25 protein-coding genes, 1 tRNA gene and 1 pseudogene are annotated in these 26,344 nt (G+C 61.7%); 18 read left to right on the top strand and 9 right to left on the bottom strand.

The features are described from left to right. Nucleotides 1-56: 56 nt before the first annotated feature. Nucleotides 57-791 carry a VOC family protein gene (locus BBD46_RS18550; RefSeq protein WP_071403140.1) on the top strand — a complete coding sequence of 245 codons (735 nt, stop codon included), beginning with the start codon at nucleotides 57-59 and terminating at the stop codon, nucleotides 789-791. Between the two features lie 72 nt (nucleotides 792-863). Here the strand turns inward: BBD46_RS18550 and BBD46_RS18555 are convergent, their stop codons facing one another. The 3 genes from BBD46_RS18555 to BBD46_RS18565 all read right to left on the bottom strand — a co-directional run bounded on the left by BBD46_RS18555 (nucleotide 864) and on the right by BBD46_RS18565 (nucleotide 2,563). After that, nucleotides 864-1,091, bottom strand: coding sequence for a hypothetical protein (locus BBD46_RS18555; protein ID WP_071403141.1), 228 nt, complete (start codon nucleotides 1,089-1,091; stop codon nucleotides 864-866). 524 nt (nucleotides 1,092-1,615) lie between these two features. Then, nucleotides 1,616-1,906, bottom strand: coding sequence for a DUF5779 family protein (locus BBD46_RS18560; protein WP_071403142.1), 291 nt, complete (start codon nucleotides 1,904-1,906; stop codon nucleotides 1,616-1,618). A 201-nt stretch (nucleotides 1,907-2,107) separates the two neighbouring features. Next, a complete protein-coding gene (locus BBD46_RS18565) occupies nucleotides 2,108-2,563 on the bottom strand; it encodes a ferritin-like domain-containing protein (protein WP_071403143.1) in 456 nt (151 codons plus the stop codon). A gap of 165 nt (nucleotides 2,564-2,728) precedes the next feature. Here BBD46_RS18565 and BBD46_RS18570 point away from each other — a divergent pair, with 165 nt between their 5' ends. The 10 genes from BBD46_RS18570 (at nucleotide 2,729) to BBD46_RS18615 (ending at nucleotide 14,453) form a co-directional block, all read left to right on the top strand. Beyond that, the gene (locus tag BBD46_RS18570; RefSeq protein ID WP_071403144.1) at nucleotides 2,729-3,328 is read left to right on the top strand and encodes a winged helix-turn-helix transcriptional regulator; all 600 of its coding nucleotides are present in this window, start codon (nucleotides 2,729-2,731) and stop codon (nucleotides 3,326-3,328) included. A 522-nt stretch (nucleotides 3,329-3,850) separates the two neighbouring features. Continuing rightward, nucleotides 3,851-5,146: a LeuA family protein gene (locus tag BBD46_RS18575; protein ID WP_171908250.1), complete on the top strand. Its 1,296-nt coding sequence runs from the start codon at nucleotides 3,851-3,853 to the stop codon at nucleotides 5,144-5,146. Between the two features lie 353 nt (nucleotides 5,147-5,499). After that, entirely contained in the window at nucleotides 5,500-7,359 is a 1,860-nt protein-coding gene (ilvB, locus tag BBD46_RS18580; RefSeq protein WP_071403146.1) for a biosynthetic-type acetolactate synthase large subunit, read from the top strand. Next, nucleotides 7,356-8,045: an acetolactate synthase small subunit gene (ilvN, locus tag BBD46_RS18585; RefSeq protein ID WP_071403147.1), complete on the top strand. Its 690-nt coding sequence runs from the start codon at nucleotides 7,356-7,358 to the stop codon at nucleotides 8,043-8,045. Before ilvB ends, ilvN begins: the two co-directional genes overlap by 4 nt. Further along, a complete protein-coding gene (ilvC, locus tag BBD46_RS18590; protein ID WP_071403148.1) occupies nucleotides 8,038-9,093 on the top strand; it encodes a ketol-acid reductoisomerase in 1,056 nt (351 codons plus the stop codon). The genes ilvN and ilvC overlap by 8 nt, the downstream gene beginning before the upstream one ends. A gap of 67 nt (nucleotides 9,094-9,160) precedes the next feature. Continuing rightward, nucleotides 9,161-9,493, top strand: a complete 333-nt coding sequence (locus tag BBD46_RS18595; protein WP_071403149.1) for a hypothetical protein — start codon at nucleotides 9,161-9,163, stop codon at nucleotides 9,491-9,493. Continuing rightward, nucleotides 9,490-10,914, top strand: coding sequence for a 3-isopropylmalate dehydratase large subunit (leuC, locus tag BBD46_RS18600; RefSeq protein WP_071403150.1), 1,425 nt, complete (start codon nucleotides 9,490-9,492; stop codon nucleotides 10,912-10,914). The genes BBD46_RS18595 and leuC overlap by 4 nt, the downstream gene beginning before the upstream one ends. Then, complete coding sequence (gene leuD, locus BBD46_RS18605; protein WP_071403151.1) at nucleotides 10,914-11,579, top strand: 3-isopropylmalate dehydratase small subunit; 666 nt, start codon at nucleotides 10,914-10,916, stop codon at nucleotides 11,577-11,579. The genes leuC and leuD overlap by 1 nt, the downstream gene beginning before the upstream one ends. Before the next feature lie 168 nt (nucleotides 11,580-11,747). Further along, a complete protein-coding gene (locus tag BBD46_RS18610) occupies nucleotides 11,748-13,367 on the top strand; it encodes an HTTM domain-containing protein (RefSeq protein WP_071403152.1) in 1,620 nt (539 codons plus the stop codon). Between the two features lie 102 nt (nucleotides 13,368-13,469). Then, the gene (locus tag BBD46_RS18615) at nucleotides 13,470-14,453 is read left to right on the top strand and encodes an isocitrate/isopropylmalate dehydrogenase family protein (RefSeq protein WP_071403153.1); all 984 of its coding nucleotides are present in this window, start codon (nucleotides 13,470-13,472) and stop codon (nucleotides 14,451-14,453) included. Between the two features lie 93 nt (nucleotides 14,454-14,546). Here BBD46_RS18615 and dph5 read toward each other — a convergent pair whose 3' ends face one another. Continuing rightward, nucleotides 14,547-15,335: a diphthine synthase gene (gene dph5, locus BBD46_RS18620; protein ID WP_071403154.1), complete on the bottom strand. Its 789-nt coding sequence runs from the start codon at nucleotides 15,333-15,335 to the stop codon at nucleotides 14,547-14,549. Nucleotides 15,336-15,408: 73 nt separating this feature from the next. Continuing rightward, nucleotides 15,409-15,915 carry a Rieske (2Fe-2S) protein gene (locus BBD46_RS18625; RefSeq protein WP_071403155.1) on the bottom strand — a complete coding sequence of 169 codons (507 nt, stop codon included), beginning with the start codon at nucleotides 15,913-15,915 and terminating at the stop codon, nucleotides 15,409-15,411. A gap of 61 nt (nucleotides 15,916-15,976) precedes the next feature. Between BBD46_RS18625 and BBD46_RS18630 the strand changes: the two genes are divergently transcribed. Next, the gene (locus tag BBD46_RS18630) at nucleotides 15,977-17,050 is read left to right on the top strand and encodes a class I SAM-dependent methyltransferase (RefSeq protein ID WP_071403156.1); all 1,074 of its coding nucleotides are present in this window, start codon (nucleotides 15,977-15,979) and stop codon (nucleotides 17,048-17,050) included. 89 nt (nucleotides 17,051-17,139) lie between these two features. Beyond that, nucleotides 17,140-17,213 (top strand) — tRNA-Thr (locus tag BBD46_RS18635). A 197-nt stretch (nucleotides 17,214-17,410) separates the two neighbouring features. Here the strand turns inward: BBD46_RS18635 and BBD46_RS18640 are convergent. Both BBD46_RS18640 and BBD46_RS18645 read right to left on the bottom strand, forming a co-directional pair. Then, nucleotides 17,411-17,836, bottom strand: a complete 426-nt coding sequence (locus BBD46_RS18640; RefSeq protein ID WP_071403157.1) for a type II toxin-antitoxin system VapC family toxin — start codon at nucleotides 17,834-17,836, stop codon at nucleotides 17,411-17,413. Then, nucleotides 17,836-18,060 carry a hypothetical protein gene (locus BBD46_RS18645; protein ID WP_071403158.1) on the bottom strand — a complete coding sequence of 75 codons (225 nt, stop codon included), beginning with the start codon at nucleotides 18,058-18,060 and terminating at the stop codon, nucleotides 17,836-17,838. Before BBD46_RS18645 ends, BBD46_RS18640 begins: the two co-directional genes overlap by 1 nt. 435 nt (nucleotides 18,061-18,495) lie before the next feature. On the opposite strand from BBD46_RS18645, the gene BBD46_RS18650 reads away from it, so the two are divergent. The 3 genes and pseudogenes from BBD46_RS18650 to BBD46_RS23270 form a co-directional block, all read left to right on the top strand. Then, nucleotides 18,496-18,843: a hypothetical protein gene (locus BBD46_RS18650; protein WP_071403159.1), complete on the top strand. Its 348-nt coding sequence runs from the start codon at nucleotides 18,496-18,498 to the stop codon at nucleotides 18,841-18,843. Nucleotides 18,844-19,750: 907 nt separating this feature from the next. Further along, a complete protein-coding gene (locus tag BBD46_RS23600) occupies nucleotides 19,751-20,167 on the top strand; it encodes a TetR family transcriptional regulator C-terminal domain-containing protein (RefSeq protein ID WP_394326838.1) in 417 nt (138 codons plus the stop codon). A gap of 107 nt (nucleotides 20,168-20,274) precedes the next feature. Beyond that, nucleotides 20,275-20,665, top strand: a pseudogene (locus BBD46_RS23270) (ISH6 family transposase); the annotation flags it as partial. Nucleotides 20,666-20,681: 16 nt separating this feature from the next. On the opposite strand, the gene BBD46_RS18660 reads toward BBD46_RS23270, so the two are convergent. Together BBD46_RS18660 and BBD46_RS18665 are read right to left on the bottom strand one after the other, a co-directional pair. Further along, complete coding sequence (locus BBD46_RS18660; protein ID WP_071403161.1) at nucleotides 20,682-23,156, bottom strand: efflux RND transporter permease subunit; 2,475 nt, start codon at nucleotides 23,154-23,156, stop codon at nucleotides 20,682-20,684. Beyond that, entirely contained in the window at nucleotides 23,157-24,785 is a 1,629-nt protein-coding gene (locus BBD46_RS18665; RefSeq protein WP_253184604.1) for a COG1361 S-layer family protein, read from the bottom strand. It abuts the gene before it with no gap. Between the two features lie 301 nt (nucleotides 24,786-25,086). On the opposite strand from BBD46_RS18665, the gene BBD46_RS18670 reads away from it, so the two are divergent. Both BBD46_RS18670 and BBD46_RS18675 read left to right on the top strand, forming a co-directional pair. After that, the gene (locus tag BBD46_RS18670; protein ID WP_071403162.1) at nucleotides 25,087-25,356 is read left to right on the top strand and encodes a hypothetical protein; all 270 of its coding nucleotides are present in this window, start codon (nucleotides 25,087-25,089) and stop codon (nucleotides 25,354-25,356) included. 35 nt (nucleotides 25,357-25,391) lie between these two features. Continuing rightward, nucleotides 25,392-25,997: a TetR/AcrR family transcriptional regulator gene (locus tag BBD46_RS18675; protein ID WP_071403163.1), complete on the top strand. Its 606-nt coding sequence runs from the start codon at nucleotides 25,392-25,394 to the stop codon at nucleotides 25,995-25,997. The last annotated feature ends 347 nt before the right edge of the window (nucleotides 25,998-26,344 follow it).

Here is a 26,344-nt window from a genome sequence, read left to right on the forward strand (position 1 = left end):
ACCCAGTCGCCCGAACTCGGCGATGCCTCTATACCTCTCTCCAAAGAAGGGCCGCTATGCTCACTACCCTCTCCTGGCTCGGACTCGAGGTCAAGTCCCTCGAGTCAGCGCGGGAGTTCTATACGGATGTACTCGAGTTGTCGGTACGACGAGACGCGAACGACGAAAGACACTGCGCGGGCGAGTCCGGCCACGAGAACGAACTCGCGCTCGCGGCCGGCGACACGAACCTCGTCCTGCGCCGTCCCGACGGCGTACCCCGCGGCGGCCTGCACACCCACTACGCGTTCTCGATTCCGGAGGGGGAGTACGACGACTGGTGGGATCGACTCGAGGCAGCCGGATACGACCTCGACGAGGCGCAGTTCGGCCCCGTCCGATCGCTCTATCTCTACGATCCCGACGGCAACTGTGTCGAACTCGGCCAGCAAGATGTCGCCGGCCCGGGAATCGACGGCATCTTCGAGGTCGTGCTCGAAGTGGAGTCACTCGAGCGCGCCGAATCCTTTTACAGCGACCTCGGCTTCGAGACCGTCGACATCGGCGACGACAGAAAACGCGTCCGGATGAACGGCCCGATGGCACTCGAGTTGTGGGAGCCCCATCTTGGAATTGCGGATGCCCGGGGCGGGGTTCACGTCGACCTTGGGTTCGAGACCGACGAACCGACTGCTGCGCTGGAGGCGGTGGCAGAGCAGGTACGACAGGTAGACGAGGAGTCCGCCGAACGCGTGGTCGTTCGGGATCCGGACGGACACGTGGTTACGTTCGTGTCGCCGTCCTCACGTTAGTCGGGTTTGCACGGATAACCGGTCAGTCGGATTTGCACGGATAACCGAGCGCTCGCGAGCGAGCAGCGTCCACTACTCGGTGAGCGGGAGCAGGACGCCGAACACCCACGGAGAGAAAAAGCCGATAAGGAGGCCGAATACCTCGGCGTAGAAAAAGAGCGTGTGTTCCCAGGCGGGCAACGAACCGTAGACGAGGTGACCGACGAGTTCGCCGGTGGCCCCGAGAACGAACAGACCGAGCCCCAGGAAGAAGCCGCCTTTGGTTAACCGGGCGTAATCTAGCGAGCCGTATCGTCCCATACGGACAGATGCGAGCCCACTTCCCTAACTGTTTTGACCGCTGTGCTGTCACTCCTGCCGTTCGCGATTCAGCGTTCCGGACGGGTATGGTTGTGGGCGGGTGAGTGCGGTGAGACGCGAGATGGGTATCACTACGACCGTCGAACGGCTATCTTCTTGAGGCGAGAGAATCCCGTCGTTTTACGGCGGACGTGAATCGCCGCACCACAGACGTACGTGTTCTGTGGCCGTACTGGGTGCTGACCGACGTAAAACAAGCCAGATAACTCCGAGCCAGCAGGGCAGAACCTCGGTCCCACTGCCGGATAGGAGTAACGGCGGCGTGGCCCCGCCAGCACCCCGTCGGTGTGTAAACGGAAGTTCCCAACGCAGCGGGCCTCAGTTCGTGGGAAGCCTCGCCGTCGTCGGGCGTAGCCCGACTGCCTGAGGGATCTTCGATCCCTCTCCGTAAACGGCGAGGAGGAGGTCACGCTACGCCACTCTCCGAAGGGCAAGCAGGAGGAATGAATCGGACGGGAGCCGGCTCAGAGTCGATCCGTACTGACGTCGACGCCCGGCGGCGTTACGAGCAGGAATCCACGAAAGTGCACGAGATTCCCGCCTGCCTCCTTGACGTCGCGGGCGAAACCGGACGCCAGTTCGTTGACGTCACCCTCGACGCAGAGAACGAGCACGTTCCCCTTCGAAATCGCCTCGACCCACTCGTCTTCCGGCGTCTCCCCGTCGAGAACGCCGAGCACGATGCTCCCTTCGATATCGAGTTCCTCGTCGATATGTTCCTCGACCGTCCGCAGATCGAGGTCGAAGTCGCTCATGTGCGCTTCGTGGGAGCGCGACGAGAAAAACGTTCCTCTGCGAGAGAGTCTTCGCGCGCCGCATCACTCTGGCTCGCGTCGTCGGCTGAGCGAGCGCCGCGGAAGTGCCAGCTATAGTAGCCACTGCAAGTCAATGCACACCTGATCGCACAGCTGTCGTGCGATCAGTGTGTAAATAGTTGCAGTTGTTACTATAACGCGTCAGTCCGTCGGAAACTCCTTCTGAAAACCGCGGAACTCCGTCCGATGGGCTTCCTCGTCGGAGAGGATCGACACCGCCACGTCCTCGGTCACCGGATCGTTCGCCTCCGAGGCGGCTTCGTGAAGCGCCCGATACGTCTCGATCGCGTCGTCCTCTGCCTCGAGTACCCCCTCGATGACCGACTGCACGTCTGTCGTGTCCTCGGGCGGCTGCAGACTCGACTGACTCGCCTCGAACGCCGCTGAACCTGGCGGGGACTCCTCGAGTTGCTTCAGTCTGTTGCCGAGCTGGCGCGCGTGCTCGAGTTCCTCCTGCACGTCGGCTTCGAGGCTCTCTTTGACCTCCTCGGCGTGGACGCCGTCCAGGACGATGGCGTTGGTCAGGTAGTTCATCACGGTCTCGAGTTCGTCGATGTAGGCTTCGGTCAGCAGGTCGGTGATCTCGTCGCTGGTCATATGGACAGTGCTCCCACAACCGGGCGTAAAATGCTGGTACCTGCACACGAGGTGATACCGACACGCGTAGGTGGCATCTGAACACGAGTTCCGACTCCGTGCCACCGCCGTCCGCAATCCGCTCTCAGCGCAGTCTTTACCCGCTTGCCCACGTGAGAGACGACCATGCGCGACCTCGACGACACCGACCTCGAAATTCTCTCCCTGCTCACCGAGGATGCCCGTCGGCCCTACAACGAAATCGCCGACCACGTCGGCCTCACCCCGCCCGCCGTCTCCGACCGCATCTCGCGGCTCGAGGAGCAGGGCGTCATCCAGGGCTTCACCGTCGACATCGACCGCTCGACGCTCCGCCAGGAAACCGCCGTCCTCGTCAACCTCCACCCCAAACCCGACGCCGTCGCCGATGTCTACGACGCCGCCACCACCCTCGACGGCGTCGATCACGTTTTCGAAGGCATGGACGGCCACGTTCTCGTCCACGCCGCCATCTCCGGTGGCAACGTCCGCTCCTGGCTCGCGACCGAACTCGATCTCTCGCGTGTACTCGAGTACGACGTGACACCGCTCACTCGCTCCGATCGGCGACTCGCGCTGTCGGCGGCTGGGTTTGCCCTCGACTGTGTCCTTTGCGGGAAGGAGATTACGGACGGTGGCGTGACGACGACGGTCGACGGGGAGCGAAAGACGTTCTGTTGTCGTTCCTGTGAGGGACAGTACGTCGAGGAGTACGAAGCGCGTCGGGGGGCACTCGAGAGTGAGTAGGAGGTGGTGGTGATGGCGGTGGTGGTGATGCAGTGGTAGTGATGGCGGTGGTGGTGATGGCGGTGGTGGTGATGAAAGTGGAAGTGATGAGGCAGCGGTGATGAGTGGATACGTCGATGAGTGAACGTCTCGGCTGAGAATTTCCGATGCGTCGAATGGATCGTTTCCCGGCGTTCGTTCATCTGTTTCTCGGTGACCTCCTTGGACACGTGTTCTTGTGGGAGTCGATTATTGGACGAAGGACTACTCCAGGGCAGATTGGTCGGACGTCAGTGACCGAACGTCCATCGAGTTGCGCGCGCCAGCAAATCGGCCGTGGATTCGAGGCAAATTTGGTCACCTTTGTTCCGACGAATAGACAAATCGGCTTGCCGACGTTGTATTCTATTAGGGCATATAAACACACTATAGGCGTCGCTGTCTGTCGGTTTTGTAGACGAGACATCTGTAATAATTCATCACGGCACGCAAATCGAGGTCTTTCTGCACCAGATTTATATACCACTTCCTCCCTGGGAACGGATACAATGTCTCACCAAGACAGCCCATCCTCTGATACCAATCAGGGGGGTCGAGTTCTTCCAGGGCACGTTAGATTCCACTGACGAAATTGAGTCAGCACGTGTCTTCGATACCACCCTCCGGGATGGTGAACAGTCACCCGGAACGTCGTTTTCCTACGACGACAAACGGCAGATCGCCGCGATTCTGGACGACATGGGAACCCACGTCATCGAGGCTGGCTTCCCGGTCAATTCGGACGCGGAGTTCGAGGCCGTTCGTGATATTGCTTCCTCGACGTCGACGACAACCTGCGGGTTAGCCCGCGTCGTCGACGGCGACATCGAAGCGGCGCTCGATTCCGGCGTCGAGATGGTGCACACGTTCGTGAGCACCAGCGACGTCCAGATCGAGGATTCGATGCACGCCACGCGGGAGGAGGTCGCACAGCGCGCAGTCGACTCGGTCGAACGCATCAAAGAGGCGGGCGTGACCTGCATGTTCTCGCCGATGGATGCGACGCGAACCGACGAGACGTTCCTGCTCGACGTCGTCGAAGCGGTCAGCGAGGCCGGCGTCGACTGGATCAACGTTCCCGACACCTGCGGCGTCGCGACGCCGGGCCGGTTCGGCGACATGATCGAGAAGATCAGCGCCCACACCGACGCCCGGATCGACGTCCACACCCACGACGATTTCGGGCTGGCCACCGCGAACGCGCTGGCCGGCATCGAAGCGGGAGCCGATCAGGCGCAGGTCTCGGTCAACTCGATCGGCGAGCGGGCCGGCAACGCCGCCTACGAGGAGTTCGTCATGTCCGTCGAGTCGCTCTACCAGTGTGACACCGGTATCGACACCACGCGCATCACCGAACTCTCCGAGATCGTCGAGGAGAAGAGCGAGATGGCGACGCCGGGCAACAAGCCCATCGTCGGCGACAACGCCTTCTCCCACGAGAGCGGCATCCACGCCGCCGGCGTCATCGAGAACTCCGATACCTTCGAGCCCGGAGTAATGACTCCCGAGATGGTCGGTGCCGAGCGCCGACTGGTCATGGGCAAACATACGGGCACCCACTCGGTACGGGAGCGACTGCGCGAGCGCGGCTACGATCCAACCGACGACGAGGTACGGGCGGTAACCCGCCGCGTCAAGGACTACGGCGCAGAGAAGCGCCGCGTCACGGTCAGCGATCTGGAGCGCTTCGCCGAAGATGCTGACGTCGACCGTCGGCAGGAGTCAGAGCAAGCGCACGAATTCACGGAGCGAGACCGCGACGACCGCGATCACGAGGAGCACGAGGAGGTGCGCATCTGAGGAATGACCGCCTCGTTTGCACCCACTCCTGAGCCCCTGCTCTCTCGATCGCCCGTGTCGGCAGGCAACGATTACCCCACCCCCAACAGTTATAACGATCGGCGGACCTACGTTATCAGCAATGACGGTCCGCGCTTCGCTGTCGGCTCGCCAGTCGGGCGACAGCAGCGCGTTCGCTTCGATTCGTATTGTAGGGGCCTACTAGCCCCTCACATCACTCCTTATCGCCGACCCGAATTTGCCGCATCGTCTTCAGAGCCAGCAGTTACGACACAGATGACAACACGGACACAACGGTATCGCTCGCAGCGATTCACCCGATCGAATCGCCGCACGACGGCGGGAGGGAACCGATGAGCGAACGCGCAACCTCGATCCCACCGGAGGAACAGCACGACGACCAGGACCAGGACCAGGACCAAGACCAGGACGCGGACGCAACAGCCAACGCGGACGGAAACGACACCACCGCAGGCGCTACCGGCGCTGACGCGGCTGTCACTGGTGACGGCACACAGCCCAAGCCAGTCACGACGGGTGCCGAATCCGTCGTCCGCGCACTCGAGAACGCCGGCGTCGAGTACGCCTTCGGCGTGCAGGGCGGGGCCATCATGCCCGTCTACGACGCGCTCTACGATTCGGATATCACGCACGTGACGATGGCCCACGAACAGGGCGCATCGCACGCGGCCGACGCCTACGGCATCGTCTCGGGCGAACCGGGCGTCTGTCTGGCGACCTCGGGGCCGGGCGCGACGAACCTCGTCACGGGCATCGCGGACGCCGACATGGACTCGGACCCGATGCTCGCGCTGACGGGCCAGGTTCCGACGGACTTCGTCGGCAACGACGCGTTCCAGGAGACGGACACGACAGGTGTCACGACGCCGGTCACGAAGGACAACACGTTCGCTGCCGATCCGGACCGTGTCGGCACCGATGTCAGCGAAGCCTTCGCGCTCGCCCGTGAGGGGCGTCCAGGACCGACGCTGGTCGACCTGCCGAAGGACGTCACGAACGCCGAGACGGACCGCGAACCCGACGAGCCGGCGACGCCTGACACGTACGAGGTGACGGAGGAAGCCGATCCGACGATCGTCGCGTCCGCGGCCGAACGGATCGAGAACGCGACCCGACCGATCATGCTGCTCGGCGGCGGCGTCATCAAGGGCGAGGCCAGCGAGACCTGCCGCGAGTTCGCCATCGAGCACGACATTCCGGTCGTCACGACGATGCCCGGTATCGGCTCGTTCCCGGAGGACCACGAGCTCTCGATGGAGATGGCCGGCATGCACGGCACCGGCTACGCCAACATGGCGATCACCCACTGCGACACGATGATCGCCGTCGGCACCCGATTCGACGACCGCCTCACGGGCGGCATCGAGACGTTCGCGCCCGACGCGGAGATCATCCACGTCGACATCGACCCCGCGGAGATCTCGAAGAACATCCACGCGGACTACCCGCTGGTCGGCGACGCCGACACCGTCGTCTCCCAGCTCGCCCGCGCCGTCGAGACCTCGCCGCAGGCGACGAAGTGGCGCGCGCAGTGCCAGCAGTGGAAGTCGGACTACTCGATGGCCTACGACGCGCCTGAAGACGAACCGATTCAACCGGAGTTCGTCGTCGAGGCGCTGGACGAAGCCACGAGCGACCGCGCGGTCGTCACGACCGGCGTCGGCCAGCACCAGATGTGGGCCTGCCAGTACTGGACGTTCACCGAGCCTCGGACGTGGGTCTCGAGTCACGGGCTCGGCACGATGGGGTACGGACTGCCCGCCGCCATCGGCGCGCGCCTCGCCGCCGACGACGACCAGGAAGTCGTCTGCATCGACGGCGACGGCTCGTTCCTGATGACGCTACAGGGCCTCTCCGTGGCCGTCCGCGAGAACCTGGACATCACCGTCGCCGTGCTCAACAACGAGTACATCGGCATGGTCCGCCAGTGGCAGGACGCCTTCTTCGAGGGCCGCCACTCCGCGTCGGACTACGGCTGGATGCCCGAGTTCGACAAACTCGCCGAAGCCTTCGGCGCGAGCGGCTTCCGGATCGACGAGTACGACGAGGTCGCCGACACGATCGAGGCCGCACTCGCTGAAGACGGCCCCTCGGTGATCGACGTCCACATCGACCCGCAGGCGAACGTCTACCCGATGGTTCCGAGCGGCGGCGACAACGGCCAGTTCGCGCTGGCGGAGGATCAGCTATGAGCGGAGACGGCTCTGGACGCCGACGCGGCCTGGACGGCCCCGCTCCCGAGGAGCGACCGACCCCAGCGGGGCGGCGCAACGAGCAGGGCATCCGGATCGACCCCGAGGTCGAGGCCAAGCAAGAGCCGCGCCGGACCGTCATCTCGACGCTCGTCGAACACGAACCCGGCGTGCTCTCTGACGTTTCGGGGCTGTTCTCGAGACGGCAGTTCAACATCGAGAGCCTCACCGTCGGCCCGACGACCGACGACGACCGCGCGCGGATCACGCTGGTCGTCGAGGAACCCGACCCCGGCATCGACCAGATCAAGAAGCAACTGCGCAAACTGATCCCGGTCATCTCCGTGCGCGAACTCGAGTCCGACGCGATGCGACGCGAACTCGCGCTCGTGAAGATCGACGCGGATCAGCCAGCGGAGGTCGCAGCCGTCGCGGACATGTACGACGGCAAGACCGTCGACTCCTGTCCCGAGACGGCGACGATCGAGATCACCGGTTCGCGCCAGAAGATCGACGCCGCGATCGAGACGTTCGAGCAGTTCGGCATCCGCGAGATCGACCGGACGGGAACCACGGCGCTCGCCCGTGGCACTCAGAGCACCGCCGCACCCGCGAGCACGACCGAATCGACCGCCGAAGCGGCGAGCCACCCGCAGAATCAATACGCACCAGCAGACGATGACTGACGAATTCACCAGCGAGATTTACTACGACGACGACGCAGACGTATCGACCCTCGACGACGACACCGTGGCCGTGCTCGGCTACGGCAGCCAGGGCCACGCCCACGCGCAGAACCTCCACGAGAGCGGGGTCGACGTGGTCGTCGGCCTGCGCGAGGACTCGTCCTCGCGCTCCGCTGCCGAAGCGGACGGGCTGACGGTCGAGACGCCGGCAGACGCCGTCTCCCGGGCGTCCTACGTGTCCGTGCTCGTTCCCGACACCGTCCAGCCGACGGTCTACGAGAACGCCATCGAGCCGAATCTGGAGGCCGGCGACACGCTGCAGTTCGCCCACGGGCTGAACATCCACTACAACCAGATCCAGCCGCCGGAAGACGTCGACGTGACGATGGTCGCCCCGAAGAGTCCGGGCCACCTCGTCCGCCGAAACTACGAGAACGACGAGGGGACCCCGGGTCTGCTCGCGATCGACCAGGACGCGACCGGCAACGCCCAGGAGCGGTCACTCGCGTACGCGAAGGCAATCGGCTGCACTCGCGCCGGCGTCATCGAGACCGACTTCCAGGAGGAAGTCGAGTCCGACCTCTTCGGCGAGCAGGCCGTCCTCTGTGGCGGCGTCACCGCGCTGGTCAAGCACGGCTACGAGACGCTCGTCGACGCGGGCTACTCCCCGGAGATCGCGTACTTCGAGTGCCTGAACGAGCTCAAGCTGATCGTCGACCTGATGTACGAAGGCGGGAACGGCGGCATGTGGGACTCCGTCTCCGACACCGCCGAATACGGCGGGCTCACCCGCGGCGAGCGCATCCTCGACGACTCCGTCCGCGAGAATATGGAGGAGGTACTCGAGGAGGTCCAGAACGGCGAGTTCACTCGCGAGTGGATTCTCGAGAACCAGGCCGGCCGTCCGAGCTACAACCAGCTTCGCCAGGCCGAGAAGGATCACGAGATCGAGGAGGTCGGCGAGCGGCTGCGCGACCTCTTCGCGTGGGCGGACGAGGAATCGAGCGAGAGCGAATCAGAGAAAGCGGAAGTGCCGGCTGACGACTGAGACTGCGACCGAGTCAGCGCGCATTGCGACCCGAAACAGGAACCAGGAACTGACGAACTACGAACCGATGACCACGAACGAATCACAGTCGACCGAAATGAAACGGAACCGAAATCGAACGAACGCGAATCAGAAGATGGGCGAGGTCAGCCACACCAACCCCTACACCGGCGAGACGGCGGGCAACCTGTTCAACCGCGGCCCGATCGTCGCGACGGACGGTGGTGAACCGGCTGCAACAGATCCGGAGTCTCGGTCTCGGTCCCGCTCCCAGCGCAAGAGCGATGCCGAGACGATGCGTGACGTCTCCCACACGCCGCCGAACGACAGCGACGACGCAAACCGAGTCTTCGAACGCGGCCGAGACACCGGCTCTGACGAGGTCGTAGACGAAGAATGAGCGAGGGAACGCTCTACGACAAGGTCTGGGACCACCACACGGTGACCACCCTGCCGACCGGACAGGATCAGCTGTTCATCGGCCTCCACCTCATCCACGAGGTCACGAGCCCGCAGGCGTTCGGCATGCTCGAGGAACGCGACCTCGATGTCGCCTACCCCGAACTCACCCACGCAACCGTCGACCACATCATCCCGACCGCGGATCAGTCCCGCCCCTACGAGGAGGATGCCGCCGAGGAAATGATGACCGAACTCGAGGAGAACGTCCGCGAGGCCGGTATCGAGTTCTCCGATCCGGACTCGGGCGACCAGGGAATCGTCCACGTCGTCGGCCCGGAACAGGGGCTCACCCAGCCCGGCAAGACGATCGTCTGTGGCGACTCCCACACTTCGACCCACGGCGCGTTCGGCGCGCTCGCGTTCGGGATCGGGACCAGCCAGATCCGCGACGTGCTCGCGACGGGCACGGTCGCCATGGAGAAACAGAAGGTCCGCAAGATCCAGATCGACGGCGAACTCGGCGACGGCGTCGAAGCCAAGGACGTCATTCTGGAGATCATCAGCCGTCTCGGCACCGAGGGCGGCGTCGGCTACGTCTACGAGTACGCCGGCGAGGCCATCGAAAACCTGGGCATGGAGGGTCGGATGTCGATCTGCAACATGTCCATCGAGGGCGGCGCTCGCGCGGGCTACATCAACCCCGACGAGACCACCTACGAGTGGCTTGCGGAGACGGACTACTTCCAGGAGAACCCCGAGAAGTTCGAGGAACTGAAGCCCTACTGGGAGTCCATTCGGTCGGACGACGACGCGGAGTACGACGACATCGTCCACATCGACGCGGACGAACTCGAGCCGGTCGTCACCTGGGGGACTACGCCCGGCCAGGGAATCGGTATTTCAGAGCCAATCCCGGAACCCGAAGCCCTCGCCGAAGACAAGCAGGATACCGCCCGCCGCGCACAGGAGCACATGCGCGTCGAGCCCGGCGAGACGATGGACGGCTACGAAATCGACGTGGCCTTCCTCGGCTCCTGTACGAACGCTCGCCTGCCCGACCTCCGTCGCGCAGCGCGGATCGTCGAGGGCCGTCAGGTCGCAGACGACGTGCGCGCGATGGTCGTCCCCGGCAGCCAGCGCGTGCAGCAGACCGCCGAAGAGGAAGGCCTGAAGGACGTCTTCGAGGCGGCCGGCTTCGACTGGCGTAACGCCGGCTGCTCGATGTGTCTCGGCATGAACGAGGACCAACTCGAGGGCGACGAGGCTTGCGCCTCCTCCTCGAACCGGAACTTCGTGGGCCGCCAAGGCAGCAAGGACGGGCGCACCGTCCTGATGAACCCACGGATGGTCGCCGCAGCGGCGATCGAGGGGAAGGTAACAGACGTTCGCGAGTTGCCGGAAGCGGAGGTGACTGCCTAATGACCGACACAGACGAGGTCGAAATTCCCGAGGTCAACTACGTCTCGGGGTCGGGCCTCCCGGTCCGCGGCAACGACATCGACACCGACCAGATCATTCCCGCGCGCTTCATGAAGGTCGTTACCTTCGACGGCCTCGGCGAGTTCGCGTTCTTCGACCAGCGGTTTACCGAGGACGACGACCTGAAAGACCACCCGTTCAACGAGGACCGGTTCCAGGACTCCTCGGTGATGGTCGTCAACTCGAACTTCGGCTGCGGTTCTTCGCGCGAGCACGCGCCCCAGGCGCTGATGCGCTGGGGGATCGATGCGGTCATCGGTGAGAGCTTCGCCGAGATTTTCGCGGGCAACTGCCTGGCGCTTGGCATTCCAACCGTCACGGCTGACAGCGAAACGATCCAGAGCCTGCAGGACTGGGTCGACGCGAATCCCGACGGGGAACTCGAGATCGATATCGAAGCAGAACAGGTCAGATACGATGACACCACTATCGATGTCACCGTCGACGACGCCCAGCGTAAGGCACTCGTCGAGGGCGTCTGGGACACGACGGCGTTGATGAAGTCGAACGCCGGCGCGGTGCAGGAGACTGCAGCCGAGCTTCCCTACGTTTCGGACGCGACTGCGAACGGGTCCGGGTCCGAGTCCAGTTCGAACGCCGACTGAGAAGCGGACTACGTCGGCTGTCGGTTCCTGTTTTCGGTTGTCTGTTCATTTTGGTACTGCCCTGTCCACACTGTGCCCGACTGAAGGCGAAGTCTCTCACCGGCCAGCAGAGGACAAAGCACTTGTTACCTTGCCTAAAACTCAGGATAGTCAACCGACTGGTCCCTGATGACATCCCGACCGTCCACACTCCATGCAGTGGTAGCAGCACCCGATTCCTGGACCGACACACTCGAGTCCCGGCTCGGAATCGACCTGCGAGCGCTGGCTGCGTTTCGGATCGGACTCGGTCTCGTGCTGCTCATTGATCTCCTTACGTTGCGACTACCGGGGCTGCGAACGTTCTACACCGATCAGGGCGTCTTCCCCAGGGACACACTCGCGGAAACGTACCCCGTCTTCGAGGCGGTCTCGATCCACGCCCTCTCGGGCGCTGCGTGGTTCCAGGCGCTGCTTCTCGCGCTCGCCGGCCTGTTCGCAGCCTCGCTGCTCGTCGGCTACCGAACGCGACTCGCGACCGCTGGTGCGCTCGTCCTAACGGCCTCGCTTTACGCCCGCAACCCGCTGGCACTCAACGGCGGCGACACGATCCTGCTGACGTTTCTCGCACTCGGGCTCTTTCTCCCGCTCAACGCTCGGTGGTCGATCGACGCGTATCGGCGCGCGAACGAGCGGACGAACCAGCTAGTTCTCGACAGTCGAACCTGCTCCCTCGCAACCGCGACCATTCTGGTCCACTTCACACTCATCTACGTCACCAACGCAATTCTCAAGTTCCAGAGCGACGCCTGGCTCAGCGGCATCGCCGTCCAGCGGACACTCCACCTCGAGCAGTACCTGACACCGCTCGGCTCCGCCCTTTCTGATCTCTCACTGGTCCTCACCGCGGTCAACTGGTTCTGGATCGCGCTGCTCTCGAGTAGCATCGCACTGCTCGTCGTCACCGGCCGACTCCGACTCACGCTCGTGGCGGGTTTCGTCGGGACACACCTGGGAATGGCTGCGACGATGCGACTCGGCGTCTTTCCGCTCGTCATGATCGCGGGCCTGCTGTTGTTCGTGCCGTCGTCAGTCTGGCGGCAACTCGAGTCCCTCGTCGAAACGCGGACGCCGGATCGGCTGGTGGCTGGCAGGCCGGCGCGTGGTGATGGCGGAACAGCGGGACGCGGTGCTGATGCTATGGCGTCCATGTCGTCTGAAGCCGCGTCAGTGTCGTCGTCCGAATTCGTGCCGTCCACGCCGTCCGAATCACCTCAGGGCTGGTGGGCCACGCTGAACGTGAGCCGCAGTGTGCGTGTGCTCAGCACCGCCCTCGTCGTGTGTCTCTTCGCGATACTGCTGTTCTGGCACGCTGCGGCCGTCGGCGTTGGCGGCCCCGCCGCAATCACCGACGTTGACGAGGACCTCGGTAGCTGGTCGTTCTTCGCACCGAGTCCGCCCGACGCCTACAGCTGGTACGCTATCGACGCGACACTCGAGTCGAGCCAGTCAGGTGAGGCGGGCGAGACGATCGAGACCCACGTAGACGGGACCACCGTGAGCGCCGACCGGCCACCGGACGGAACGGACGCCTATCCGTCGACGCTCTGGAAGCGCTACGGGATGGACGTCCGGTATGTTGGAGACATCTACTACGAACCGGTGGCTGCATTCAGTTGCGAGCAGGTCAGCGGGCAGTTCGACCAGCCGGTCGAGTCGGTAACCGTCGTCCACGTCGAACAGCCCGTCGGGCCAGATGGCCCGCTGGGCGAGCCGGATCGACAGGAGCGCATCGAGTACGGCTGCTGAGAGCCGACGCGACAGGAGAAAGAGCAACTCGAGGTGGCAACTCGAAGTAGCAACGTTGACGCTATCGATACCCTCTTTTCGCCGCCCGAGAGAGGTGTCGACATGACTCACGAGATCGCCGTCATCCCCGGCGACGGAATCGGACAGGAGGTCACACCCGCCGCAGTCGAGGTGCTCGAGGCGCTGGACGTCGACTTTTCGTTCACCGAAGCTGACGCCGGCGACGCAGTCGAGGAAGAGACCGGTGAGGCACTGCCCGACGAGACGTACGAGCTCGCGGCCACGGCCGACGCGACGCTGTTCGGCGCAGCGGGCGAGACCGCCGCAGACGTAATCCTCCCACTGCGGGAGGCCGTCGGCTCGTTCGTCAACATCCGCCCGGCGAAGGCGTACCCGGGCATCGACGCCGTCCGTCCCGAGACCGACCTGGTCTTCCTCCGGGAGAACACCGAGGGCGTCTACTCGGGCCACGAGGACCGGCTAACCGAGGACGTGGCGACGCTGACCCGCGTGACGACCCAGTCCGCTTCTGAACAGCTAGCTGAATTCGCCTGCGAGTACGCCGGCCCGGAGAGCGAGCACGACGGCTTCACCATCGCGCACAAGGCGAACGTCATGCGCGAAACCGACGGGCTCTTCCGGGACACCGTCGCCGAGGTCGCCGCCGACAACGGCGTCGACACCGACGAGGTGCTCATCGACGCCTTCGCGACGAAAGTCTGTCTCGACCCCACGCAGTTCGACGTCATCGTCTGCCCGAATCTCGCGGGCGACGTGCTCTCGGACCTCGCCGCCGGTCTCGTCGGCGGTCTCGGCCTTCTCCCCAGCGCGAACATCGGCCCCGACCGCGGCCTGTTCGAACCCGTCCACGGCACCGCCCCCGACATCGCCGGCGAGGGCGTCGCCAACCCCGCCGCGACGATCATCTCCGCAGCGATGCTACTCGAGTACTTAGAGTACGACGAGGAGGCGGCGGCGGTTCATGCGGCAGTCGAAGAGACGCTCGCGGATGGGCCGCGAACGCCGGATCTGGGTGGCGAGGCGTCGACCGAGGATGTGACGAAAGCGGTTATCGATCGGTTGTAGCTGTTCTCTCTGGTGTTGCAGGTCGAACTTTCGGTTTTGGTACGATAGAGGGGTGTACTCGAGTGCGTACCGCGGCTCGATTCAACCGTCAGTTCACACGATATCCAGCGTGTCGCGATCCGCATCCGCGAGTTCACAGAGCGCGTCGGCTTCGAGCAGGTGACAGTCGCCGGGGACCACGAGCAGGTGTAACGGCTCGCCGAACTCCCGGTCTGCGAGTTCGCTCATCGTCCCGGCCTCGACGAGCGGCTCCGGACTGCCCGCGCGGGCGACGACGACGCCGACGAGGTCTGGGTACTCCTCGGCGAGCAGGTCCGCACCGACGTCCGCGGTCATGTACTCGTCTTCGTCGGTTCGCTCGTGGCCAACCTTGATATCGAGGTAGACCACGGTATGGAGGCCGTCTGCGCGATTCTCGTCGATGGTGTCGGTGACGCTCGCAGGCAAGCCGTCCGCGCCGTGGGCGTAGGGGAACGGCAGCGTCGTCGCCTTGCCGAAGCGGTAGTTCTGGAGTCCCGTGAGCGAACTCGTCGCCGTCTGGGCCGTCACGCCGTGAATGACGTGGGTGTCGATCCCGCGCTCGTGTGCCCGCAGTCGGAGGTCGACGTGCGTCGTCGAGATCATCGTATCGCCGGCCGTCAGGAAGGCAACGTCCTCGTTCTCGGCGGCGTCGAGCATCTCTTCGGGGTGTTGTTCGACACCCGCACGGTCCCGGACCTCGATCTCGATATCGTGGGCGGACTCGAGTTCCTCGACGGTTGCGCCGATCAGTTTGCTGGTGTAGAACTCGGCGTAGACGCGGTCGGCGCTTCGCAGGGCCTCCCGGCCCTCGACGGTGATCGAGCGGTCGTCGTAGAGGCCGAGGCCGATGAAGGTGAGCATAGCAGTGACTGCGCCGCGGTCGTACTTCAGCGACCGGATTTGGCTGTTACCTCCAGTGGCTCTGCTGCGGGCCTCACAGCGACAGGTGCGAGGTCGAGGACGGGCCGTCGTCCCCGTCGTCGATGCCGCCCTGGTGCATGAACGTCACGTCGCCATCAGTCAGGTAGACATCGCCGCGGTCGACGGTGATCTCGATCGAGGGCAGTGTCGTGTCCGCGGCCTCGCCGTTGTCGCAGTAGCCCGAACAGGAGTCGAACATCGACCCGTGTTTCGGACAGATGATCTGTCCGTCGCGCATTGCTACACCCCGTCCCACGTCGAGTCGCTGGAACTCGTGGGTACACTGGTTCACCCAGGCTTCGACGCCGCGATTCTCAGCTGTCGGTTCCTCTACTGCTGCTTCCTCCCCCGCTGCTTGCTCTCTCTCTGTTTCCGAGGAGGATGCTGTCTCAGCCTCCTCGTCTGTACACGGCACCAGGATCACCTCCTCCGGGTCGCCGTGCTGATCACGAACCGTAAACAGCCACGACCGCTCCTCGTACACCGTCTCGACCGATGTCAGCCGCATTCGAACACCCATACGTACGATCCTTATCGACTGGAAACGTCAGCGTTACGGCGACCGACCGGTGACTACCGGTATGTCCGGGGAAGTGCCGTGCGTTCGCGTCGCCCGCGAACACGGCGAAGCCACGCGTCGCACACTCGCCGACGCGGACCTGATCGCAGACGACTACGAGATCACCGTCGAGGACGGCTGGCTCTACATCCCGATCAGCGATGCCGACGCCGTTCGCGAGGTGCTCGAACTCGAGGGCGCTGTGCTCGAGCACGATACCCACGACACCGACGCCGGTTCCGACTCCAACTCCGACAGCCCCAGCCACAACCCCGAACTCGTCACCAAAACCGTCGGCGAACGCGACACCCAGACCACCCCCGCCGAACTCCTCGGCTTCGATCCGTCCTACGAACGCCTCGGCACCGCCGTCCTCCTCGATGAGGACGACGACGAACGAGCGCGGGACATTTCCGCGGCTGTACTCGAGTCCGATCTTCCAGTCGACACCGTCCTGAACAAAGCCTCGAAGGTGAAAGGCGAGACACGCGTTCGCGACTGGGATCTCCTCGCGGGCGACGATACCGAGGTCGTCCACCGCGAGTACGGCTGCGAGTTCGCACTCGACCTTGCCGAAGTCTACTTCTCGCCGCGCCTCGCAACGGAGCGCCACCGAGTCACCGAGCAGGTCGCTTCTGACGAGCAGGCGTTCGACATGTTCGCCGGCGTCGGCCCGTTTGTCATCCCGTTCGCAAAACGCGGCGCAGAGTGTGTCGGCGTCGACGTAAACCCCGACGCACTCGAATACCTGCGCGAGAACGCGCGCCGCAACGGTGTCGCGGACCGTGTGACGGCAATCTGCGACGACGTTCGTGATGTTGCGAGCGAGTACGACGGCTGGGCAGACCGCATCGTGATGAACCTGCCCCACAGCGCGAACGAATTCGTTGAGTCGGCGGTTGCGATTGCAGGTGACGACTGCGTGATTCACTACTACGACATCCAGCACGAAGACGACCCGTTCGGGCCGGGTGAGCGCGCGATCCGCGAGGCAGCGGAACCAGCATACGAGGTGACTGTGGAAACGCAGCGGGTCGTTCGATCGTATGCTCCGCACGAACTCAACGTCTGTCTGGACGTTCGACTCGAGCGATAGGCCGTTCCACGAAACAGACTGGCACGACCGCGACGATTCGCAATCCTTATGCCTGCTATCGACCCTACGAATAAACGCACTCGAACCGCGCCGGTGTAGCTCAGACTGGCAGAGCGAATCCTTCGTAAGGATTAGGTCGAGGGTTCAAATCCCTCCACCGGCTCTTTCTGCGACGAACATTACGTGAGGAGCGAAAGAGCTACTAGAAGGATTTGAACTAGACGAGACGCGCAGCGAAGCGAGCAGTCTCGGCGTAGTTCACAATCCCTCCACCGGCCTGCTTCGCAGGGTGTGTAGTAAATTACCACACAACTCCACTTTTACATCCCGACTGCTAGCTATCGGATTGGAACGTGAGAACTAGAGTGAGCCATCCGTACGCACGCTCTCTACTCGAATTTCTTGCTCACGTGCGGCCGTTCGAAGCGCGCTATCTTCAGTTACCAGGGTGAGATCATTACGCTCTGCGGTTGCAAGATACGCCGCATCATAGAACGTAAGTCCGTTTGATTGGGCGACGTCCATTGTTAGAGAGAGGTTTTCGTTACTCACGGTCTCGAGTCGAACCTCTGTACCAAGTCGTGAGAGGATAGTAACAGCGGCTTCTAATTCGGAATTAGTCAGATTATCGTGAGCAAGGCCGTTTTTCCAGAGTGCATTCCCCGCCTCGTACATCGTCAAATCGAGCAGATACTCGTCGAACAGGATACTAATATCCACATCGACGCCGCTTTCTCCAATGAGAAGTTCTACCACCGAACTTGCGTCAAAGAGATAGTCAGACATTAGTTCTCCTGGCGGGTTTCGCGAACCGCTCCAACGATCTCATCAGTTTCAACACCGTCATCTACCTTCTCTCGGAGGGAATTGACATCCCGTCTCAGCTTCTCGCGCCGGCGTTTGGTGATTTCCTCCTCGAGTGCGTTCCGGATAACCTCGCTAACGTTGATATCTTCCTTTTCGAGTTCCTCCTTCATGTCATCGGGAATTTTTGCTGAGACGGTAGTCATACGTGTGGGTATTACGAGACGGTATTACAAAAATGTTCCATCAGGGATTAATAAGGTTGGTGTGGGCCAGTGCTCGGCGAATTCGTTCTCGTCGCCTGGGGAACGCGGCGGCACTCACCTCGACGGTGTTCATAGTAGCACGCTACTCGGGAAGCGATGGCTGAGTACAATCCGAACGAAACACGCACCGAGCAACCACATTCTTCCACTCCGGCGGTAGATATAAGTCATCACCAGTCAACAATTAGAACGGAAGCCACAACGTGGGTACGAAAGTGCCCCGGGTGTTGCAGCACCCGAGACGTGGCTTCCAAAACGCGACTTGCGTTGAAGCCATGATTACATACATCCGACCGGGATATAAACGTCCCGCACGATACCCACCGAACAGCACCCAACTACCCGCAGGACTGCGATTTTTCCTCGGTGGTCGCTATGAGTGACGACATCGATACCGACTCGGGTTCGGACTCCAACGCTGACGCTGGCAGCGAGAGCAACACTACTCGAGACCTCAAAGCTGCCCTCGGATTCGATGCCGACTACACTCCTGATCCCGACACAACATCGCTTCCCAACTGTCCCCGCTGTGACCACCCCGTCGCACGAACCAGCATCATCGGCCCCACAGACGCTATCGCCGGCCCCTGCGGCTGTCGTGTCGCCCCAAGATTCGCTCGGCGGGCGCGCAACCGCCGACGCAACGGGCGGGACGATTCGCCGTCCGCGACTGGTCACGATACCGACTGCACCAACACCCGAAACAACTCACACACCCAGTAACCACACCACCGCCACTCGAGTACCCTCCCGCTCCCGTCGACCTCCCAGTGACGGCCGCAGGGCAGCGGGTGGCTCGGTTCGGCCCCACTCGAGTAGAACCAGAGATCCGTACACCCGTAGATCCACCAGAATCCGAGCCGACTCGATCCGTCTGTCTCACCTGGACTCGAGTTGCGGCGGAACACTGGGTGGGTGTGGGAGTGAGTGCTGGGCTGGTGTGGTAGCGATGTGGTGTTGGTGTGCTGGTGTTGGCAACGGGGGTGGCGTTACCCTGGGGGTGGCGTTCTTCGCCTCGTTGCCATCGGTCGGCTCCCACTGACAGCTCGAACCCACCGTGGTGACTCGCTGTCAATCGCGGTGTTACCACCATCGAAACCATCGAGCCACCGAAGCCACTCGACCACCGACTGTAGTTGCCGATCGACGTCTCTCAGTCTCGCCAGCACTCCACGCGCTACCTGCCACCCCGCGCACTCACACTTCCCCCACATCACCCACAGCCCACCCAGGCCGAACTCGCAACTCGAGGAGTTGTTCTCGAGTAGCAAAATGATATGCATTATTTGGGAGAAGAAGAGTTCACGACAGAACAGACTACTTAAGAGATTGACCGGACTTACAAGACGATCTTAGACTTCGTGGAGCAATCTACAAATGAACGCAACGTCTTTTATTTTGAGTCAGCAGTATCTTGTCATGCGCACCAGAACAGAATGGTATCTATGAGTGACAATCCGTTCGAAAACCCATCAGGAACACGTGAAGAGATTCTCGCAGCAACTGCAGAATCACTTCGAAAACACGGATATGCAGACCTCACAATAAATAAAATCGGCAATGAGTTTGAAAAAACCAGTCTCTCATTTACCACCACTACGATGGGAAAGATGATCTCATCCTCGATACACTGCAACAGTTCCTCAAACAGTCTCACCCCAAGTCGTTTACTGAGGATGCAAACAATCCGCAAGAGCAACTTGCTGACCTCATTGAGATATTCTTTGGTCAAAGTCTCAGCGAAAGGAGACAAAAATTGTTAGCTACGGTGTTTGAACTTCGAACTCGAGCGATCCATAGTGAGGACTATCGAGAGCACTTCTCACAGAGTGATTCCATGTTCGAAGAATATATCGCCAGTCTCATTCAGGAAGGTATGAATGACGGCGTATTCCAATCGTGTAATCCATCTACTGTGGCTGCAATGACAACTCTACTGGCTAATGGTGCACTCGTTCGACGCACCACAAGAGACAATGATGACTGGATTGATGACGTTCGAAAAGAGTTTCAGCGATACCGTGAGCAGTGTGTGTATGAGAACTGACGTCACTTTTTCTGTGACGTTCTCTTGCCCAGATACAATTCGGAACTATGTGAATTTGTTGCCATGCTCTGTCCTCGGTTTATGTCATGAAGTATATGATGGCTACACTAACAGGAACGTGGAACGATGTAGCAGAGGATCTCGAAGAGAACGAGGAGATTACTAACGACACAACGGTCGTCAGTGACAAAGAATCCTCATGGACGCCTTCGATACTAGCTACCGATCTCATCAGGTCGATCTCGTTCACGTCGGCCAAACGATTAGAGACAACCTGTGGGAGGGAGGTGAGTTCCCCATCGAAATACGGAAAACAATCGCCTCAGGTGGAACAAACGATTTGTTCTACCTGAAGAAACCAGTTGTGCTCCACGCACCGAAGAATGAGCGTTTGGCGACTCGCTTGCGGGTCGACCAAACGCTCGAGAACCTCACAAACAGGTGTGGCGGTTAGAACAAGAGGACTCTCCAAAAGCAGCAGCGTACCTCCGGGAATGGCGTCAGTGAATGGGTGTTACAGTCCGGGTACCACGTCCCTGAACCCGCGTTCAGCCTTGTCGTAGCGCGACCACAGGAATAGCGCCGAGGGCAACACCACGACCGAGGCGACAAACGAGTAGAACACACTCATCGCCACCAGAATCCCGAAGTCACCCAGTACTGGCGTGATCGCAAGCGCGAGTGCCCCGGTCCCGAGCGAGGTCGTCACCATGCTGCCCGCCAGCGCGCCGCCGGTTCCCGACAGCGTCGTTGTCATCGCCTCGAGCGGGTCGCCGTGCTTGCCGTACTCGTCGATAAACCGTGCGGTCGTGTGCACGGTGTAGGCGATCCCGAGGCCGATCGAGATGGCCAAAATCGTCGCTGTCATCGCATTGAGCGGCATCTCGAGCAGGCGCATCGTCCCGATCAGGAAGGCGACGGCGATCGCGATCGGGAACAGGTTGACCATGCCCAGCAGCGGCCGCCGTTCGACGATTCCGTAGATGACGACGAGGAAGATCGCTGACAGTGCGAGCGCGAGCACCAGCCCGTCGATCGCCGACGCGAAGATCATCTCGGTGATCGCGTCGAAGATGACGATCATCCCGGTCGCGGTCGCCGAGTGATGGAAGTTCTCGGCGAACGCCGCGCCGTCCTCGGCCGCCTCTTCCTGGCTGGCCTCCGCGTCGATGACGTACTCGATCTGGGCGGCCCCGCGGTCGTCCGTCAGATACTGCTCGGCGTTGTTATCGGACGCGGCGAACAGTTCGTCGTAGATCCGATCGAGGTTCCGGTCCGGGATCCCGTTGCCGCTCCGATCGTTTCGGTCGACGAGCGCGGCGAACTCCTCGTCCTGTTCGGCGTACGAGTGGATCGCCGTGATGATGCTTTGCTCGTCGGTCCCGCCACCTGGCCCGACGGCCAGGCTGTCTGGCGGATCGTCGCCCGCTCGATCCAGCGCCTCGAGCGCGTGGTCCTCTTCGAACGGTCCTTCGACGTATATCGTTATCGTGCTGTCCTGGTCGGCGTCGAACCGCTCCTCGAGCGTGTTGATCGTCTGTGTGGTGGTGTACTCACCGGGGGCGAACGGTTCGGGGACGTGTTCGACGTACCACGCCTCCTCTTCGGGCGGGAGGAAGTCCTCGTCGTCGAAGGTGGTGTCGACACCCATGCCGTAGACGCCCATCCCGCCGCCAAGGACGAGGATGACGACTACGAAGATCGCTGGCGCATGCTGGCTCACGATCGCCGGATAGGTCAAGAGACGCCCGAGAGAGGAGTCCTCAGAGGCAATCGGCGAGGAGTTAAACTCCGGCACGCCGTATTGCTCTCGGAAGTCGTCGACGATCAGCTTCAGCGAGGGCAGGAAGATCCCGAAGATGAGGAAGGTGAACACCATCCCGATCCCGGCCGCGATCCCCATGTTCTGGATTGGCTCGAGGTCCGAGACGACGTTCGCGCCGAAGCCGAAGACCGACGTCACCGTCACAATGACGAACGCGATCATCAACTGGCCGTTCGCGGCTCGCATCGCCGCGAGCGGCTCGTACCCCTGAGCGGTCTCTTCCCGATAGCGGTTGATGATGTGGATCCCGAAGTCGATCCCGACCGCCAGCAACAGGACGGGGACGGCGATCATCTGCTGATCGAACGGGATGCCCACGAATCCGAGGAAGCCGAAGGTCCAGATGATCGTCAACACGAGCGAGAGCAACCCGAGGCCGAGATCGATCGGATCCCGGTAGGCCGCGATGAGGAACCCGAGCATGAGCACGATGACGACCGGCATCACGATTGCCAGCGAGTCGCCGATAACGTGCTCGAACTCGTCGAACATGATCCCGGGGCCGAACGCGACGATGTCGTTGTTCTCTTCCTCGGCGATCGACTGGACCGCAAGCTGCAGGTCGGCGAGGTCTTCGTCGTCGAACTCGGGCGGTACGTCGTGGTAGACGACAGTGATCGACGCCGACGCCGACGGTTCCTCCGGGTTGAAGTCCTCGCCGATAATACCTGCGAACCCAGGCTCGTCACCGAGTGCCCGGATCGTTTCCCGGAGTTCGTACTGTGATGCTCCCTCAACGACCCGTCGCTGTTCGGCTGCCGTCGTCGCTTCTTCGTCGAGCGTCTGGGCGACGATCGGTGCCGGCCCACTTGCACCCGACATCCGTAACTCGGAGCGCTCCTCAACCTGCTCGAGCACCCGCAAACTGGCGACTAGCTCCTCCTGGGCCAAGACATTCGAGCCTGTATGGATGAGCTGGGTCGACTCGTCGTCAACCGTGAACGGATCGTCGAACTCCTCTTCGATTGCGTCAAGGGCCTGTTGCTCTTCGAGGCCCTCGGTAAACGCGTCCGTCGCCTCCGTCTCGGTCTCGACGAGCATCACCCCACCCGCGAAGACGGCTGTCAATACCAGAAAGATCGCAACGGTTGTCTTCGGACGGGAGACAATGATCTCGTTGAGGCGATCAACGCCCGCCTCGATTCGGTCGCTCGGGTCCAGCATCTATCGCCTCTGGAAGACGTACGCGCCGGCTCCGAGCCCGGTGAGCGTGAGCACGCTGATCAGACCGACTGGGAAGCTTCCTCCGCTTTCGACCACGTCGATCGCGATCCGGGTGGTATCCGAGAGCTGGCTGGTTCCGGACGCGTCATCGTACCGAAAGTCGATCGAAATCGGGTAGGTCTTCTCGGTCGCGCCGCCGTCGGCGTCGAGGTCGAAGACGAGCGTGACCGTCTCGCCGGGCTCAAGTTCCTCGACGAACGCGTCGTTGTCGTCGCTGTTGAGCGGATCGTCCGCGAACAGGTTCGCTTCGATGTCGGTTACCGTCTCGTCGAGGTTGTTCGTCACGTCGACCTCGAGGGTACGGTCGTCGCCCGCGGCGATCTCGCGGTCGGCGACATCGACGATGAATTCGTCACGCTGTTCGTTGACGTGGGTCATCACTTCGATGTCCTCGTACATGCGTTGATCGAAGTCGGCGTTGCGGTACTGCACCCCGAGGTCGATCACCCGGTCGACGGCCTCGGCTTCGCCGCTGACCGACAGTGGCAGCCGGAACGCCTCGTCCTCGCCCGGCTCGAGCGAGCCGACGGCGATGCTTCGCTCGATCGGGATCAGCGTCGGGGACTCTTCGGTGAACGTCACGACCACGTTCTCAGCCTTGCTTGGCCCCTCGTTCGTGACGGTACCGTAGAGGTAGCCGTCCTCGCCGACGTGGAGGTCGGATTCGATGTTGCCGACGCCGAACTGCTGTTCCGGCTGCGGGATCACCCCCGCCATCGGACTCTCGTCGATGCGGTCGTGCCCGTCAGGCGTTTTGAAGGTGACCGTCCCGTCGAGCATGTACTGTCGTTCGGAGGTATCGGGCATCACCGAGACATCGTAGATCACCGTCGCGGTCTCGTTCGCCTCGAGTTCGTCGATCCGGGCCGAATCCTGCATGGCCGTCGCCTCGTGTTCCATGCTGCCGAACATGAGGCCGCTGCTCATCGACTCAAGGGCGACGTTGACGTCGGTTGCAGTCTCATTCCCGGTGTTTTTGACGTCGGCCTCGAGGACTCCCGTATCGCCGATCTGGGCGTCGGTTCGGACATCAACGATTTCGAACCGTGCGTCGTCGTCGACTTCGACGTCGAAGGAGATGGAGTCAGTTTCCGAGTCCTCCCAGACGTTCGAACTCCCGATACGTTCCGTGTATGTGTAGGAGACGTCGGCATCGATCGTGTACGTGCCCGCCTCGACGTCGTCGGGGACATCGATGGCGATCGGGGCTTCTCTCGGTTGCGTCTCCGATACGGGGCCGACCGGGACCGTCCCGCCTCTGACGGTCAGCGGCGTATCGTCGGCGTCGGCCTCGATTTCGACGTTCCGGGCCGTCGTCACGGCCTCGCGTGCGTCAGCGGGTCCGCGATCGAGTTCACCGTCGTTTATCACCTGAACGTTTACCTCGTTTGTTTCGCCGGGCTGTACGTACGGGTTTGGAACGCGCAGGTCGAGATCTGGCTCACCCTGAACGACGCTGCCCGCCTCCATCTGGTCTTGGATCATCTGCATTTCCATCTGGAGCTGGGCCAACTCCTGTTCGATCTCTGCCTGACCGTCACCGTTTTCTTCAGAATCGTCAGCAGTCACCGATCCAGCACCAGCGACAAACATGCCCGATGTGACCAGCAAGATTACCATGATAACGGTCCCAGCAGATCGAACCGTCATCCAACCACCCCAGCTCGATGCAGTGACCTATTCCCTTGAGTGCCAGCCCTCAATTTCTTGAAATTACAGTCAAATATTTGATGTGTAATTAGTGATTTCTCAGTCATAATCCCTACCTACCCCTTAGGAATAGAAAAATAAAAAAGGTTCCCATTCGTTCGTTCATAGTAATAGTGTGATAGGGATGATAGTGAGATACCACCTCGGGTCCAACAAGCGTGTGGGAACCGGTGTCGCCAAGGCCATTGCACGGGTCAAACTAAGGGAATCGACCGACGAGCAACCGAGACACTACGCCACCGGTGTCGACGCGTTGAAGCCGCTGTTCCAGCCAGTCCACGGCAGCCGGTCGGTCGCCACCTTCGAGTATCTCGTCTGCGATGACCGAATTGGCCCCAATCGAACGGGCGTCGTACGCGAGCACAACGACCTCGCCTACCGGTTCGGGCCGGAGAACCGCTCCGGAAGCCGTGACAAACTACCAAATTAATACATGAGTGGCTCCGATATCTACCAAACCAACGAATGAACGGGTTCAGCGACGAGGAACGAAAGCGAATCAGAGAGGAGTTGATCGAATCAGGCCGTGATCTGTTCGTCCGGTACGGCCTCGAGCGCACACGCATCAAAGACATCACCGACGAGGTCGGGATCGGCACCAGTACGTTCTACCAGTTTTTCGACTCGAAGGAACTACTCTACGCCGAGGTACTCTACCGGGAACTGACGCGGTTCGAGACCGACATCGAGGAGGAAGTCATGGGGGTTGATGATCCGCACGAACAGGTACGGACGGTCCTGCAACGTACCTTCGAGGAAGTCGAATCGAACCCGATCATCCACAATCTCATTATCGAGGACGAAATTCGTGCTCTCCAGACCCAACTCTCGGACGATGACCGTGAGTACATCTCCGAGAAACTCTCGGTTGGCATGACCGACATATATAACACGTGGGTGAATCACGAGTCGTTCAAATACGACGATCCGGAGGTGGTCAACGAACTGTTCCGATCGCTGGTCTTCATGACTCATCGAAAGGATCTCGCCCGTCCGGACGGTGAGACCTCATACGATCAGATCCGCGATACGCTGATCGATGTCGTCGTCGACGGCCTCTTCGATGACTGATCGTTCGATACTGCTGATCAGGTGCGGCTCGAGTTGCGGGTGTGGGCAGTAACGCACGACAGAGCTTACGCAATTCACTACCGCCCTGTTCGATCCTCGGTTCCGACCGAGCGTCGGAACACTCGTCACTCACGGGAAGGTCGGGGAGTCTCTCGCTGAATCAAGATAGGACGTGAGAGAAGTCTTGGTCCTATCCCAAAGTCGTCTAGAGTCGCAACTGGTACCCTTTCACGAGAGTCTGACTGTTATAATAGGTTGTCCCGACGCTGTCAGTGAATGCACTACAACCGAACGCTACAGCTGTCGCTGGTTGGTGTAGCGGTCGAAAGAAAATCAAGGTGCGGCAA

It is taken from the genome of Natrialba sp. SSL1, from assembly GCF_001861355.1.
In the GTDB taxonomy this organism is placed as follows: domain Archaea; phylum Halobacteriota; class Halobacteria; order Halobacteriales; family Natrialbaceae; genus Natrialba.